Source organism: Microbacterium sp. DT81.1 (genome assembly GCF_049844955.1).
Classification (GTDB): Bacteria; Actinomycetota; Actinomycetes; order Actinomycetales; family Microbacteriaceae; genus Microbacterium.
Genome location: NZ_JBNCMA010000003.1, coordinates 570,158 through 584,179, shown reverse-complemented (window position 1 = coordinate 584,179; position 14,022 = coordinate 570,158). Strand labels below are relative to the sequence as shown.

Sequence of the window (14,022 nt, the reverse complement as noted above, 5' to 3'; positions counted from 1 at the left end):
GCGAATCACGAGAGTCGACTCCGCCTCGTGCTTGTCAATGGGTCGTGCCCGCCGGGGTTTTGCGCTTCACGACTCTCATCACCGCGAACACGATCCCTGCGATGATCAGGCCGAGAATGAGGCCGAACAAGGCAGACAGAGCCGAGTCGACGATCCACACCACGACCGGCCCGAGGAACTCGATCGCGTGCTCCGCGGCGCTCAGCAGGTCGTATGGGCCCGCCCACAACGTCTCTGCCAGGTTCGCGATTACAAGATGGCCGCCGACCCACAGCATCGCCACCGTGCCGATGATGCTGATGATGCGGAACACCGTCGGCATCGATGCCACGATCCGCTCCCCGGTGCGGCGCACCCCGCTCGCGGAGCTCTGCGCCATCCCGAGTCCGATGTCGTCGATCTTGACCAGGAGCGCGACAGCACCGTAGACGAGCAGCGTCATACCCAGAGCGATCACGGCCAGAGCGCCGGCAGTCATCCAGATTCCAAAGTCCGCATCGAGACTGGCCAAGGCAATCAGCATGATCTCCGTGCTCAGGATGAGGTCTGTGCGGATCGCACCGAACACGAGTTTGCGCTCGTCCCGCGGTTCATCCTGACCGGGACCGTGGTGAGCGCCGAACCACTCCATGACCTTCTCAGCGCCTTCGAAGCACAGATATGAGCCGCCGATGATGAGCAGCCACGGCAGCACCCAGGGCGCGAAGGCGGTGAGCAGCAAGGCGATGGGGATGATGATGACGAACTTGTTGACGAGACTCCCGATCGCGATCTTCCCGACGATCGGCAGCTCGCGTGCGGGAGTGACCCCCTGCACGTACTGAGGCGTGACGGCCGCGTCATCGATCACAACGCCGGCGGTCTTCGCGCTCGCTTTGACGGCGGCGGTGAGGATGTCGTCCACGACTGCGAGCAAACCGACCGACACGTTCACCCACCGTCTTCCGACCCCCGACGCGCGGACGCGCGCCGAGCGACTTCCAAGCTACCGCAGGCTTGCCTCAGGCGAACTTCGACGAGGGCAGTGTCGCGTCTTTACAGGACTATCACTCTGTCGCACACGCACATCTCGTCGGAGTAGTAGCACCACCATTCCCAATGTTGGGCAGTCGGCAGGGTCACGCCATCGTCAGCAGCGGTGAAGAGCTTGTCCGTCTCACCCGTTATCCACTCGCGCTGACGGGAATCCCAGACGTGATCTTTCACGGAGACTGTGAGATTTGCGACCTCGTGTCCGAGGCCCTTCATCACAGCCGTTGGTTGGGCAAGAAACTCTGGGAACTCTTCTTTGCTGAACTTCAGATGGAACGTTGGCGGTAACGAGTACTCAGTGTCCCCACCCTCTGGTTCGAGTCGAGTGATTCGCGGCATCGTGACCCTTCCTTCCTGCGCGTTAGCCCCCGGTCTTCCTAGCGCGAACACTACTCGCGAGCCGAGTGAGCGACCACCCTCGACGATGCGCAGCTCCCGTCGACTTACCTCCGGCCATGACGGCCCTCGGGCTTTTCGTGGGGCCGATCACGGCGCCCGCGATAACGGCGGGGACTTGCCGGTGCTTGACCTGATGTCGCTCGACGGCGCAACTTAGCTTGCCGCCCGTCCGCGCGGGGCCGCCTCCCGCGGCGAACACGAAAGCCTGCCGCACCGCGGCGCCTGATCAGCCTGCCGAACCTCCAGCGGCCCATCCTCCACACGGACGCAGTTCATCACACCCACCAGCTCGGACGCCATCATTACGCTCCGGGCAGATCGCCCACGCCCGAACCACACCTTGACTGATGACGCGAAAGCTAAGCGGAGCCCGGAGCGCAGCGGAGGGTGGAGTCTGCAAACAGCGACCGGAGGGAACGGAGCCGATCGAGCTGACTCAGGCTCGGAGATCCGGCAACCGTCGCCTGTTAGGAATCAGCGCCGCGCAGCGGCTCAATCAGTCGGGGATCCTGGGCATCCCGCAGCCGAGCAGCGACGACCTCCCGCATGTCGGCCTGCACATGCTCGCACAGGTCCGATTCACGAGCAGCGACAAGGTCTCGCACCTCCCTAAGCCCAAGATTCAGTCGCTTCGCACCCGCAATGAACAGAAGCCGATGCACATCCGCGTCGCCGTACCGCCGATACCCGTTGGGTCCTCGCTCGGCCGGCGCCACCAAGCCCTCAGCCTCGTAATACCGGATCGTGCTTGCCGGCAACCCCGTCCGATCCGCAACCTCTGAAATCCGAAGCTCACTCATCCCGCCACCATAAACCTTCTAGTGGCGTGAAGGTCCAGCGATCCTAACCCGTCGTTGCCAACCGCTTTTAAGTTGGCGCGCACCCAGGCAGGATCATCCCCCCCGAGGAGGATGATGAGGAATGTGAAGATCGAGCTGCTCCATATCGACGACTGTCCGAGCTGGGTGGAAGCAGGTAACCGTCTTCAAGACGCCCTGACCGCTGCAGGACTCGGTGACACCAAGATCACCTATCGAATCCTTGGGACCGCAGGTGTTGCCACCGACGTGAGATTCGCCGGCTCACCGACGATTCTTGTCAACGGCGAAGATCTTTTCCCATCGACCCAGCGAACATTTGACCTGGCATGCCGGGTGTACCAAACCGCGCTTGGACTGGCCGGCACGCCCACAACTGAACAGTTCGATGCGTTGGTCTCCCGTGGACAGTGACGCGCGGGTCCAGTGCGGGTGTTGCGGAAGAACCCTGCCGCGACGAAAAGTGCATGCGGTCAGCGATGGAGCCGCATTCATCTGCCGACGCTGCGGTCTATGGATCGCGCTCCGCCCTCGCAACGACACCCAATAGCTATCGTCACCCGGATCTTTGGACGGATCTCACGGTGCCAAGCTCCTCTCCGGATGCAACTCGGGACAGAGACGGACGAATCGGGCGCTGAGCCGGTGTATTGACCGAACTCGCTTCGACCGGCGGCATGAAAGCGGTTAGCGGTTTGACAAGCCCGCTGTCTTCTGCGGAACTCTTCGCCCGAATGGCTACGTCAGGCTCTGGGTGGCGAACCACGATGTCAGCGCGGACTGGAATCGTTCAGGGTCGACGTTCGCTTCCCAGCCATGGGGTGCTGCGGCGGTTTCCACCAGGGTGACGTTGGGATGCCCCAAAGCGAAGTCTTTGGTGAGTTGGAACGGGATCTCCATGTCACCCTCGGAGTGCAGGACGAGAGTGGGGATGTCGAGCGACTGCGCTTCGCTCCAGTCGAGTCGGTCGAAGTCCAGCGGGGCAGGCATTCCGATCATCCGACTGGCCGCCGGAGACCCCAACGCCCACGTCACGATCGGCGCGAGGAACCCCGGCAGACCGGCGTTCCTCACGCCTTGTCGGATGATGCGCCGCCAATTGGTCGCCGGAGCGACCAGCGCGAGCCGGTCAAAGGCTCCCGGCTCGCGGCGCAACAGCTCGAGCGCGATCCCGGCGCCCATCGACCACGCCACAACGTACACTTCCGGGGCGCCTTTCGCTCGGGCATAGGCAATCGCGTCGGCCAGATCGGTCCACTCTCGCTGACCGAGGTGGGAGGCGACAGTCGCGGGCCCATCTCCGGAGCCGTGGTAGGTGACGGCCAGGGATGTGAGTCCGGCGCGTTGCGCCGCTTCAACGGAACGGAGAGTAACCAGCCGGGACGTCCGGATGCCTTGGACGTGAATAACCCATGCCCTGTCGGCACTGTCACCGCGGAACAGCCAGGCCGGGGCGGATGCGCCGTCGCGAAGCGGGACGGTGACGTCTTCCCACCTGCTGTCGATTTCCGACGGACTGCTCATGACGTGACCCGTCCATTGAGCCGGAAATGGCTGGGCGGGAAGCGGTGCCGTCGCCTTGAGAACGCGGCGCACAACTCGTTCCCCTTCGGAGCGCACCACGGGCCCAACAAGCGCGTGGTGCTCAAAGCGGTCCCCGAACCACAGTCCGTAGCTACCCGCCACCGACGTCAGAACACTCTCTGGCAACTCGACACCCTCGCCGACACGGCGCGCGATGATGGTCTTGCGTCTCGGCTCGACCCCAACGACACGTCGAGCCAAAAGCCGGATTAGGGTCGCAACGGTAGCCAGCACGACCGCCATGAATGCGACGATTATCGCGATCACTTTCAAGGTGCGGTCACCCTCCCCGCGGTGCTGGACATCCGCACTATGGCGGGCGCTCTCATCTGTCGATCCAGCATCGCGGTCGCAGCGCGCAACAGGTTTCGCTCACGCTTCGTCAGCTCCTGGCTGTTGGCGATGTCGGTGAGACGAACCGCGAGCCGGTAGGTCTCGTGAATGGGGTCCTCGTCCGGGATGGGAGTCACGAGCATTCCCCGGCCGACGTTCGCCCTCGTGAGCAGGCGACCCAGCGCGGCATTCATCGACCGGCGGCCTGCGCGGGCGATCGCGAACGTGATGATCCCGGCACACACCAGGACCACCCCGCCATAGAACGGAATCGTGAAGAGGTTTCCGACCGTTTCGACGGACCGGGTTCGCCCCAGTCCGGCAACGCGGAGCGTGAGGTAGAGGATCTCGATCAGGCTGGCGCACAGGATCGCCCAGGCGCCGACGCGGATGAGGATGTATGGCCGCGGTTTGCGACCGCGGATGCCGCGGAGCATCCGGGCCATGATCACCACGACGCATCCCATATAGATCGAGGCGTACGCCCACAGGCCAAAGTGATCCGCGGTCTCCTTGACGAAATTATCGGTCGTGGATCCTCGATCGGCGATCAAAAGGAACGGGATCGTGAAGGAGAGGAACATGATCGGCAGTTCCAAGAGGCTGCGCCGATTGAACCGGCTGCCGTCCAGCGTGAGGGCGGCCTGCATCACGAACCAGAAGGCAGCGGTCGCGAGGATGTTCTGGAGCAGGTTCGCCACGTTCGTTCCGCCGAGCCAGCCGTCGACGATTGATAGTGGAACCGCGACGCCGACCATGAAGACCGCTGCCAGTCCGGTGATAGTGGCGACCCAGGTCAGTCGGCTCGACGGCTCCCGGATCGCCGACGGCAGCCGGATCAGCGTCAGGACCAGCAGAGCAAAGAACGCGACCGCTTCAATACGCAGCAACATCAGCCGAACACCGCCTCGTCGTGACCGTGACGCGGACGGAGCAGCAGACGCGACAGCAGCTGCGAGAGTTTCTCGGCCTCGGCTTCGATCACCAGCTCCGTGTCGGCGAAGTCCAGGTCGAGCTCGAAGTCAGGCGTAACGACGCCGCGAGCAAGCACGGTCTGACCGGCGCGCACATGACGGGAACCTGGATGCTTGACGGGCAGGGTCGCACAACCCGCATGCTCGAACAGGATGTGCGACAGCTCATGGAGGACGGTGTGGAACTGGTACCAGCGAGGATCGGACTTCCGCACCAGGATCGTGGCTGAATCGGCGGTGAGGAGAACCAGTCCGGTGATGTTCTCCCAGTCCCGATCTCCGACCGGGTCGATTTCAATCCGCCTGCCGGTGGCCGACGCGACCTGCCGAACGATGTCTTCCAGCTGTACGTCGGAGGGAAGCTCGAGGCGCTCCAGCTGTGCTTCCGCGCGGGCGCGCAACTCTTCGTGATCTCGAGATGCGCGGTAGCTCATGACGCTCGACCTCCGATCACGACCTCGGCACAGCGATCGCTCGAATACTTCCACTGTACGCCGATGCGCAGTAGAGGTCAGGTCAGTACGTTATTGCGCAGAGATCGACCTAAGGGTCTGGGCAATCGCACGCAACGCGGCAGGTGAAATTTCACCGACGGCACGCGCTGACACAGAGTCCGCACCGGACGCCTTGAGTGCTTCACGGAACTCGAAGTTCGCTTCGGCTGCTTCCACCGCGGCAGCATCGCCGAGATCCAGCAGGTACGCGGTAGGGACGCCCGCGTACACTCCGACGCCTTCGAGAACTCGCACACGCACTGGCGACGTGGAGTCTCCGCCAAGGAGGGCAGACCACTCATCCCGGTCCAGCGCGACGCCGCGATCCGCGAGCTCACTTACGAGCCCGTCCACGTCAAACATCGAACCGTCAAGGCGAGGTGCACGGGAGACCGCGGTCAGCCGGCGGCCTAGCTCCTTGGTTTCTATATCGACCATGGGCTCGATCGCGTGCGCTTCGCCGACGGATGCCGCCACGCGCGAGATCTCATGCGGATGAGTCCCCAAGGCGCGCGCGAGCTTTTCGATGTCGTTCGCGTCGAAGGGCGCGGCGCCCCGCAATCGCCCGTAGAAGTAGCTCGCTGACATACCTGACCGGTCGATCAGTTCCTGATTCGTCATCCCGGCCGCGTCGCGCAGAGTCGAAACGGCGCGCACCAGGTCCATCGACCACGCGCCGGCCTCGCCCTGGGAACGTCTACCCACAAAAACAGGCTATCGCTATGCATTGCAATGACGCTTGATACCTATTTGGACACAGCAGGCGTATGGTGCTCCTATGTACGCATACCGATCTGCTGCAGCGCCTCGCCCACCGCCGGCCCGCGGACGACGTCAACGGTGAGATGACGCGTACCTCCCACAAGAAGCCGCTACACCGGCTGACCAGAAGGAGGTGCCCCGCCATGACTCACCAACACCCCACCGTCGGTGCCACGGAGGCGAAGCTCGAACGGCTGCACGCGCAGTTGGCGGATGCTGTGGCCACGCTCGTGACGGGCGATGACTGGGTGCGGGCTCTCGAGTTCGCCGCTCGATTCCGATCGCGTTCGTTCAACAACACCGTGCTCATTTGGATGCAACACCTCGCCGCGTTCGAGCAGGGCAGGGTGGCTGAGCCCACGCCGAAGTACGTCGCGGGGTTCCGGCAGTGGCTCGCGCTTGGAAGGTCGGTCGAGCGTGGCCAGACCGGCTACCTGATCTTTGCGCCGATCCTCGCGCGATTCGCCTCGCCCACCCCACATGTCCCCGAGTCATGGCGTCGTCTTGCGCCTCGCGAGATCCCGAGACGCAACGACGTCCTGCGCACGCGACTGGTCGGCGTGCGGCCCGCATACGTGTGGGACGCCTCGCAGACGAGTGGTCTCCCGATTCCCCAGGTGCCCACGCCGCAGTTGCTCGCAGGCGAGGCACCACGGGGTCTTTGGGATGGTCTGGCGTCCTTGGTACGCGGACACGGGTACACACTGCGCATTGTTAGGAGCGATCGCGATCTCGGCGGAGCCAACGGCATGACTGACTACCTGACTCGGAGCGTTGCCATTCGGGGTGACATAGAACCCGCGGCGCGTACGAAGACCTTGGCGCACGAGCTGGCGCACGTGATGCTGCACGGCCCTGACAACGCGGATGCCGTACTCCATCGCGGGATCGGGGAGGTCGAAGCGGAGTCCGTTGCTCTGATGATCGGAGCGGCCCACGGCGTCGACACATCGGGCTACACCATCCCGTATGTGGCGACCTGGGCAACGTCCGTCGATGGAAAGACGCCGGTGGAAGTCGTGCAAGCGACTGGTGAGCGAGTGCGGACGGCAGCGGTCGCGATCCTCAAGGGACTGCCGACGATGCAGACCGGCTCGGGCGACCCGCCGGGTGTGACGAGGGAAGCGCAGCACGGTGCACTTCAGCCAAGCGTCGCTGGTCCCGTCGAACGGTTCGATGATGTCCGTTTCGCAAGGGCTCGGCACTCCATCGCACAGTCCGCAATCTCGGCCCGGGGTCTGTGATGGACACCGTCGCCCTGTTCGCCGGAATGATCGGCCTCTCGCCACGGGAGGGAGCCGCTCGATTCGCTGCGGCAGGAGTCCCGATCTTCCCCTGCAAGCCAGCGGAGAAGCGACCACTCACAGAGCACGGGTTCCGCGACGCGACCTCCGACGGCAGCCAGATCGCCCGATGGTGGTCTCGATGGCCCGAAGCGAACATTGGCATGCCGACCGGGCGAGCTTCCGGCGTCGAGGTCGTAGACGTCGATGTGCACGGCCGGGTGCGTGGATTCGCTGCCTTCGAACTCGCGCGTCGGGAGGGTCTCGTGGATCGTTGGCAGGCGCTAGTGAAGACGGCATCCGGCGGGATGCACGCCTACTACCCCGCAGACCCTGATCGCGCTCAGGCGTCGTGGCAGGCCGCCAGCGCCGGCATCGACTTCCGGGGCGAGGGCGGCTACGTAATCGTGCCGCCGTCGCTGGTGCTGTTCGAAGGTAACCGGTCTGCGTATGAGCTAATCGGCGCTGGACGCGGGGCCGCCGTGTCTATCGACGGATCGGCGCTACGACGGTTCGTTGACCCGAGGCCGAACCCTGTTGCGACGATGCCCGCGGAGGCCCGTTGCGATGTCGACGCGGAGCGTATCGCAGCCTGGCTGGCCACACGGGCTGAGGGCGAACGGAACCGCGCCCTGTACTGGGCCGCATGCCGTCTCGCGGAGAACGGGATCACTGATCAGAGCGCGCGCAATGTACTCGGGCCGGCCGCGGAGCAGGCGGGGCTGCACCCGGCCGAGATCATGACCACCATCCGATCTGCGTATCGAACGGTGGTGGGGCCGACGCCACCCTTTCGCATCGGTGGGGGCAACGCAGATTCCCGCTCGCTCAGCGGGCAGGCGATCTCGTGATCCCCGGCGCTACGGACCCGCGGTCAGGACGGATTGCCGTATGGACCGCGGTTGTCGGCACCGTATTCATCGCTGTCGGCGCGTTCTGGTTGTCGTTCACCGCTCTCGCGGATCTCGCCCGCCGGTCCGGCATCGCGCCGACGCAGGCGTGGGCGTGGCCGCTCATCGTGGACGGGATCATCGTCGTCGGAACCGTTGCCGTCGTCGCGCTCGCCGGACAGCGGGGAGCGTGGTATCCGTGGATGCTGCTCATGATCGGCGCTGCGGTATCGGTCGCCGCAAACTCGATCCATGCCGTTGTCGCGGCCGATGCCGATGTTCTTCCCGTGCTTGCAGCGTCGGTTGCCGCAGTACCTCCGCTGGTGCTTCTCGCGATCACACACCTCACGGTCGTTCTCACCCAGCGATTCCGGCTTCGCGTCTCCTGCACAACAGAGACGTCACGAGACCTGTCCACAGAAGTCGTACAGCTTCGCCCGCTGGCCGATGTTCCGGAGGAGGGTTCCCGTAGAAGCGTTGCCGCGCTGATGCGTCAGCGCGGGATGTCGAACAAGGAGATCGCGAGCGCCACGGGAGTTCATCCGTCGACAGTCGGCCGATGGTTCGCGGGGACGCTCGGCACACCTGAGTTTCAGAAGGGAGCTACGTCATGAACGAATACGAGCGAGTCGAGCCGCCCGGCCTGCCGCTTCGCGCGGACGCGTCCGAGCGTGAACGTGAACTCGTCGACAAGCGGTCCCCCGAGGAGGTCTCCGAATTGGCGCGGCACGGCGATCCTTCACTTGCGAGGCAGCCACTGTCCCTATCCGGCGCTGAGCGGGTTCGAAGCGAGGTTGTCTGGATGCGACCTACGGAACTCGTTCCCGCCGTCACCGGGCGCGTCGCGGGCCAGGGAATCGACCTCGAGTCCTCGCTCGCCCGGCGGGCGCGCGCTTTCCCGACGCAGGGGGTCGCGGCAACTCGCCGCGCAATCCGTGAACGGGCGCTTCACCTCCCGCCGGTAGAGGCGTTCGGAAACGGCCGCGCTGATCACGGGTCCGTCCGCCGCTCTGGAATCGGTCGGTAGCGAGGTTGCCATGTCGAGCCAGGGTTCCCCGTCAGTTGCCGCCGGATCGGCGCAATCGCGGCGCATTTCCGACTCGTCCGAGCCGGCGAGCGTCCCCGCTGCGTTCGAGAGCTCGGAGGGGCTGCGCGAAGTGCTCGAACGCCTCGCCGCGCAGGACCACGGCGCTTGGCGCCGCGACGACGAAGCCGCAGCGCTCATGGGGTATGTCGTTCGGCGTTACGCAAAGCTGGCACGCAAGCACGGGCTCGATCCATGGGATGCAGCCGCGGCCGCATTCGACGCAATGCGCTCGTCGGCCGTGCGCAACGCCGACGATCCCTGGGCGGTGGTCACACGGGCGGTGCAGGTGACGCTGATCGCGGAGGAACGGGCGAACGGCCTGCTGTGCTCGGTCTACCAGGCGCGCCGACCCGAGTTCTCGTCGTTTCATGATCCCGAGCGATTCAGTGACCGGGAGAACCCCTTGAGCGACTATCACCCGTCACTGCGTGTGCAGTCGATCGAGGACGCGCCCGATGACAGCTGCTCATCTGACGGCGCCGGGATCGGTGAGGCAGTCGAGAATGCGATCGCTTTCATGACCCTGCTGGGCTGGCCGCGCACGCCCGCGCGTACCGCGATGGAATACATCTGCGCACGGCTCAGTGAGGTTCCCTCGCGCGCGACCGCCTGGGAATCGCTGCGTCGCGACGTTCACGGAAGGACCCTCCTCGACCTGTCGTCCGCATCGTGGAACGGATTGCTCCGCGCCGTCCTCGGCAACCCGGAACCGGAAGTCGCCCGGACGACAGCTGGACGCGGCATCCTTCTCCGCCTGCTGATCGGTGAACCGCTGCGTTCGCTGCTAACGGATGACGACCTCGTCCTTGCGGTCAGTCTTGCCGCCCCCGCCGAGCGCTCGAGGCGGTGACCGTGGGAACCAGAATCGGCCACATCGAGCTCGAACGATCGATCGAATCGATCATCGTCGGGAAGCGGCACCGTACCGAGTTCGGAGACATCGATGAGCTCGCCGAGTCGATCACCCGCGACGGACTGCTACAGCCGGTCACGGTGACACCGGAAGGCGTCCTGGTGTGCGGCGCTCGTCGGCTCGAAGCGCTGAAGCGGCTCGGTGAGAAGACGATCAAGGTATGGGTGAGGTCTGGGATCTCGGATCGACTCGCCGAACTATTGGCAGAGCAGGCGGAGAACGTCCTCCACAAGCCGCTCACTCCGACCGAAGCCGCCGCGCTATACACCGAGTTAAAGGATCACATCGCCGACGACGCGACGCGCCGCCAGGCCGCGACGCGCTTCAGCCGTCCGGATGCTCGGGATGGAAGTGACGGTGGTGCCACCGTGGCACCACCGCAGCTCAAGTCAGGAAAGAGTCGCACACAGGCAGCCCAGATGGTCACCGGCAAGGCGTCCTACACAACACTGGAGCGGATCGCCGAACTGCAACGCCTTGTCGCTGACCCCGGTGCAAACCCAGCCCTGAAAGAGAAGGCGAGTGAAGAGCTGCGGCTCATCGACGAGGGCGGCAGTGTCGCCGCGTCACACGCGCGATTCCGACAGTTGCTTGATCCGGAGCCGCTGCGGCAGTTCGAGGACTTCGAAGCGCCCGACGACCTCGAGCCGCCCGACGAACTCGAGCAGTTGGCCAAGGCGGCTCTTGCGAGAGTCAAGGAGGCCAAGCGCAATCGGCGACCTTCCAGGTCTCGTGCTGCTACCGCACATGTCTTTCCCGTCCGCGCGTTCGTACGTGTGTGGGAGGACCTGGATCTCTGGTGGACCCATTTCGACGTCGCGGCTGTGGCTACTGAACTGACTGACGAGCAACTCGAGCAGTTCGAAGCGACGCTCGCTTCGACCGTCGACTTCTTCGCAGCGATCCGCAGCGCACGCGTCCAACTGGGAAGGGAGATCGCGTAATGGCCGCCACTGTGCGCCCTGGGCGGCGCCTCGTCCTTCTCCTCTGGATCGGGTTCGGTGTGCTGGCCGCACTTGTCGGCGTCGGACTGTACGGCCTGGTACTGGCACCGACGCCCAGCACGCCGACGACCTCCGCCGAGCCGACGGCCCCGACTGCCGTGGCCGTCGATCCTGAACCGAGCGCCTCGAGCGCAACGCTTCCCCCGATCCGCTCGACATCCGATGCCGAGTCCTTCGCGCGCGATGCCGCCCGCGCGCTCATCCACTGGGACGCCGCCACCGACTTCGATCCGGCCGACTACGCACAGGTGATCGTCGACGCAGGGGATCCCTCTGGTACCGAGACCGCCGGGCTTGCCTCCGATGTCCGCACCTACCTGCCGACGGCGGACGCTTGGTTGGCACTGGGCACCTATGGCACGCGCCAGTGGCTCACCATCGACGAGGCGTTCGTGCCGGCATCCTGGAGCGACGCGATCGATCAAGCGACGCCTGGGCAATTGCTCCCCGGAACCATCGCGTACACGATCACGGGAACACGCCATCGCGCCGGCATCGTGGGGACGCAGGCTCAGGAGACGTCTCGACCGATCGCATTCACCCTCTTCATCGCGTGCGAGCCGAGTTTCGACGAGTGCCGCCTGCTCCGGCTCTCTGAGGTCGACAATCCACTTCGGTGACGGGTGTCGAACATGAAGAAACTCGTGATAGCCCTCGCTGTCGCTCTGTTCACCCTGCCGTTCGCCGGCTTGATCGCGCTCCCTCTCGTCCTTTCCCCCGCCGCACTCGCGGCCTGCCAGACATCCGGCCAGCTCGTCGTCGCCGCCGTGCCGGAGAGCTTGACTGCGGTACGGAGCGACGGCGTGCCGGTGACCCTCGGGCACACGCAACTCACCCGTGCCGCGACGATCATCACGGTAGGCAGCGGTGTTGAGGGTGTCGGGCGGCACGGGGTGGTGATCGGGCTGATGGCCGCGCTCACCGAGTCGAGCCTGAGGATGCTCGCGAACGCCGCCCATCCCGCATCGCTCGGCATGCCCAACGACGGCATCGGGAGCGACCACGACTCACTCGGCCTGTTTCAGATGCGACCGACCGCCGGCTGGGGCACCGTGGATGAGCTCATGAATCCGGACTACCAGGTGCGCGCATTCTTCGGCGGAGCAGAAGGACCCAACTTTCCCTCCCCCGCGGGGCTCCTCGACACCCCGGGCTGGCAGTCAGCTGATCCGGGCTCGGCTGCGCAATCTGTCGAGCGCTCAGCGTTCCCCGACCGCTATCAGGAGCATCAGCCCGTCGCGGAAGCCATCCTCGTCGCGCTTACCCGGCCGATCGCGTCGGCGACCGGAGGCGGCGCACCTCTCGATGCCGTCCCCGAGACAACCCGCATCGTCTTCCCCCTCCCGAGCGACACGTGGGTCCGGGCCAGCGGCTATGGCGGGCGCACCGACCCCATGACCGGTCGACCTGCGTTCCATGCAGGAACCGACTTCTCCGCGGCGGATGGCACACCCATCTTTTCGATCGCTGACGGGATCGTCAGCTGGGCAGGGCCGTATGGGGGCTATGGGCAGCTCATAGTCATCGAGCACACCGTCAGCGGAGAGCGGGTGGCGTCGGCGTACGCGCACATGTGGGCGACCGGCATACACGTGTCGGTCGGTGAGCGCGTCACGGCCGGGCAGCACATCGGGGACGTAGGGGCATCCGGCAAGTCCACGGGATCCCATCTGCACTTCGAGATCCGTCCCGGTGGAGCGTTCGAGCTGGCTATCGACGCAGACCCGTGGCTTGCCGAGCATGGGGCCGAAGGGTTGGATGCCGCGACCTCCGGCAGGACGGCGTGCGCGACAGGCGCATGAGGTGACCGAGATGGACATCTTCCCGGACTTCGGAGCAGTTGGAGGTGCGGGTGACCTCCGCGCGATCGTCGGCGCGCTCCTCACGTATGTCCTAGTCTTCGCGGTACTTGCGATCCTCATCTGCGCCGCCACATGGGCGATTGCGTCTACGAGCGGGAACTACCAGTCGGCGATGCGAGCCCGTACCGGCCTCCTTGTCGCGGTCGGCGCAGCGGCGCTTGCCGGCGCGGCGGTCGCCTGGATGAACTTCCTCATCGGGGTCGGCCGGCAACTCTAGCCCGGGTGAGCGCACGGGCTTGGCAGCTCGACCGGATCGCGGGGACGGCGAACGCACCTTGTACGCAGGTTCGTTTCTGCGCAGACAAGGAGCACGAGCGTGATCGACATCGTTCCCAACGGGTCGGGGCTTCCCGGCATCGAACAACTCCGCGTCATCGTCGGCGCAGTCATGACGGTCGGGCTCATCCTCGCCGTGCTCGCCCTGATCATCGCCGCTGTCGCGTGGGGGTATGGAGCGAACTCGTCGAACCCCCATCTGGCCTCTCGCGGCAAGCTCGGCGTTCTCGTGGCCTGCGGCGCGGCACTCATCTGCGGGGCGTCCGTCACCCTCGTGAACTTCTTCTGGGGCGTCGGTCAGTCCGTCTGAC

16 protein-coding genes are annotated in these 14,022 nt (G+C 65.2%); 10 read left to right on the top strand and 6 right to left on the bottom strand.

The window, feature by feature from the left end; genetic code table 11:
* Window positions 1–34: 34 nt before the first annotated feature.
* Entirely contained in the window at window positions 35–928 is an 894-nt protein-coding gene (locus tag ACLQ2Q_RS11350) for a DUF808 domain-containing protein (RefSeq protein WP_425820592.1), read from the bottom strand.
* Between the two features lie 970 nt (window positions 929–1,898).
* Window positions 1,899–2,231 carry a MerR family transcriptional regulator gene (locus ACLQ2Q_RS11345; protein WP_425820535.1) on the bottom strand — a complete coding sequence of 111 codons (333 nt, stop codon included), beginning with the start codon at window positions 2,229–2,231 and terminating at the stop codon, window positions 1,899–1,901.
* A gap of 123 nt (window positions 2,232–2,354) precedes the next feature.
* Between ACLQ2Q_RS11345 and ACLQ2Q_RS11340 the strand changes: the two genes are divergently transcribed.
* On the top strand, window positions 2,355–2,663 hold the full coding sequence (locus ACLQ2Q_RS11340) for a thioredoxin family protein (protein ID WP_425820534.1): 309 nt from the start codon (window positions 2,355–2,357) through the stop codon (window positions 2,661–2,663).
* A gap of 324 nt (window positions 2,664–2,987) precedes the next feature.
* Here ACLQ2Q_RS11340 and ACLQ2Q_RS11335 read toward each other — a convergent pair whose 3' ends face one another.
* From ACLQ2Q_RS11335 to ACLQ2Q_RS11320, 4 genes are all read right to left on the bottom strand, one after another.
* Window positions 2,988–4,100: an alpha/beta hydrolase family protein gene (locus ACLQ2Q_RS11335; protein ID WP_425820591.1), complete on the bottom strand. Its 1,113-nt coding sequence runs from the start codon at window positions 4,098–4,100 to the stop codon at window positions 2,988–2,990.
* Window positions 4,101–4,102: 2 nt separating this feature from the next.
* A complete protein-coding gene (locus ACLQ2Q_RS11330) occupies window positions 4,103–5,059 on the bottom strand; it encodes a hypothetical protein (RefSeq protein ID WP_425820533.1) in 957 nt (318 codons plus the stop codon).
* A complete protein-coding gene (locus ACLQ2Q_RS11325) occupies window positions 5,059–5,574 on the bottom strand; it encodes a hypothetical protein (protein WP_425820532.1) in 516 nt (171 codons plus the stop codon). Before ACLQ2Q_RS11325 ends, ACLQ2Q_RS11330 begins: the two co-directional genes overlap by 1 nt.
* Window positions 5,575–5,664: 90 nt before the next feature.
* A complete protein-coding gene (locus ACLQ2Q_RS11320) occupies window positions 5,665–6,339 on the bottom strand; it encodes a helix-turn-helix domain-containing protein (protein WP_425820531.1) in 675 nt (224 codons plus the stop codon).
* A gap of 200 nt (window positions 6,340–6,539) precedes the next feature.
* Between ACLQ2Q_RS11320 and ACLQ2Q_RS11315 the strand changes: the two genes are divergently transcribed.
* From ACLQ2Q_RS11315 to ACLQ2Q_RS11275, 9 genes are all read left to right on the top strand, one after another.
* Entirely contained in the window at window positions 6,540–7,640 is a 1,101-nt protein-coding gene (locus ACLQ2Q_RS11315) for an ArdC-like ssDNA-binding domain-containing protein (RefSeq protein ID WP_425820530.1), read from the top strand.
* Complete coding sequence (locus ACLQ2Q_RS11310; RefSeq protein WP_425820529.1) at window positions 7,640–8,530, top strand: bifunctional DNA primase/polymerase; 891 nt, start codon at window positions 7,640–7,642, stop codon at window positions 8,528–8,530. The genes ACLQ2Q_RS11315 and ACLQ2Q_RS11310 overlap by 1 nt, the downstream gene beginning before the upstream one ends.
* Window positions 8,527–9,183 carry a DUF2637 domain-containing protein gene (locus ACLQ2Q_RS11305; protein WP_425820528.1) on the top strand — a complete coding sequence of 219 codons (657 nt, stop codon included), beginning with the start codon at window positions 8,527–8,529 and terminating at the stop codon, window positions 9,181–9,183. The genes ACLQ2Q_RS11310 and ACLQ2Q_RS11305 overlap by 4 nt, the downstream gene beginning before the upstream one ends.
* A 423-nt stretch (window positions 9,184–9,606) precedes the next feature.
* Window positions 9,607–10,506, top strand: a complete 900-nt coding sequence (locus ACLQ2Q_RS11300) for a hypothetical protein (RefSeq protein WP_425820527.1) — start codon at window positions 9,607–9,609, stop codon at window positions 10,504–10,506.
* A complete protein-coding gene (locus ACLQ2Q_RS11295; RefSeq protein ID WP_425820526.1) occupies window positions 10,503–11,513 on the top strand; it encodes a ParB N-terminal domain-containing protein in 1,011 nt (336 codons plus the stop codon). The genes ACLQ2Q_RS11300 and ACLQ2Q_RS11295 overlap by 4 nt, the downstream gene beginning before the upstream one ends.
* Window positions 11,513–12,193, top strand: a complete 681-nt coding sequence (locus ACLQ2Q_RS11290; protein ID WP_425820525.1) for a hypothetical protein — start codon at window positions 11,513–11,515, stop codon at window positions 12,191–12,193. The genes ACLQ2Q_RS11295 and ACLQ2Q_RS11290 overlap by 1 nt, the downstream gene beginning before the upstream one ends.
* Window positions 12,194–12,205: 12 nt before the next feature.
* Window positions 12,206–13,375 (top strand): M23 family metallopeptidase, encoded by a 1,170-nt coding sequence (locus ACLQ2Q_RS11285; protein WP_425820524.1) that lies wholly within the window; start codon window positions 12,206–12,208, stop codon window positions 13,373–13,375.
* 10 nt (window positions 13,376–13,385) lie between these two features.
* A complete protein-coding gene (locus tag ACLQ2Q_RS11280) occupies window positions 13,386–13,652 on the top strand; it encodes a DUF6112 family protein (protein ID WP_425820590.1) in 267 nt (88 codons plus the stop codon).
* 99 nt (window positions 13,653–13,751) lie between these two features.
* A complete protein-coding gene (locus ACLQ2Q_RS11275; RefSeq protein WP_028495551.1) occupies window positions 13,752–14,021 on the top strand; it encodes a DUF6112 family protein in 270 nt (89 codons plus the stop codon).
* Window position 14,022 lies beyond the last annotated feature (1 nt).

Excerpts from the sequence above, each read along its gene's own strand:
- ACLQ2Q_RS11280 (WP_425820590.1), top strand. The coding sequence starts at position 13,386 with ATGGACATCTTCCCGGACTTCGGAGCAGTTGGAGGTGCGGGTGACCTC.
- ACLQ2Q_RS11345 (WP_425820535.1), bottom strand. The coding sequence starts at position 2,231 with ATGAGTGAGCTTCGGATTTCAGAGGTTGCGGATCGGACGGGGTTGCCG.
- ACLQ2Q_RS11330 (WP_425820533.1), bottom strand. The coding sequence starts at position 5,059 with ATGTTGCTGCGTATTGAAGCGGTCGCGTTCTTTGCTCTGCTGGTCCTG.
- ACLQ2Q_RS11290 (WP_425820525.1), top strand. The coding sequence starts at position 11,513 with ATGGCCGCCACTGTGCGCCCTGGGCGGCGCCTCGTCCTTCTCCTCTGG.
- ACLQ2Q_RS11300 (WP_425820527.1), top strand. The coding sequence starts at position 9,607 with ATGTCGAGCCAGGGTTCCCCGTCAGTTGCCGCCGGATCGGCGCAATCG.
- ACLQ2Q_RS11285 (WP_425820524.1), top strand. The coding sequence starts at position 12,206 with ATGAAGAAACTCGTGATAGCCCTCGCTGTCGCTCTGTTCACCCTGCCG.
- ACLQ2Q_RS11310 (WP_425820529.1), top strand. The coding sequence starts at position 7,640 with ATGGACACCGTCGCCCTGTTCGCCGGAATGATCGGCCTCTCGCCACGG.
- ACLQ2Q_RS11325 (WP_425820532.1), bottom strand. The coding sequence starts at position 5,574 with ATGAGCTACCGCGCATCTCGAGATCACGAAGAGTTGCGCGCCCGCGCG.
- ACLQ2Q_RS11315 (WP_425820530.1), top strand. The coding sequence starts at position 6,540 with ATGACTCACCAACACCCCACCGTCGGTGCCACGGAGGCGAAGCTCGAA.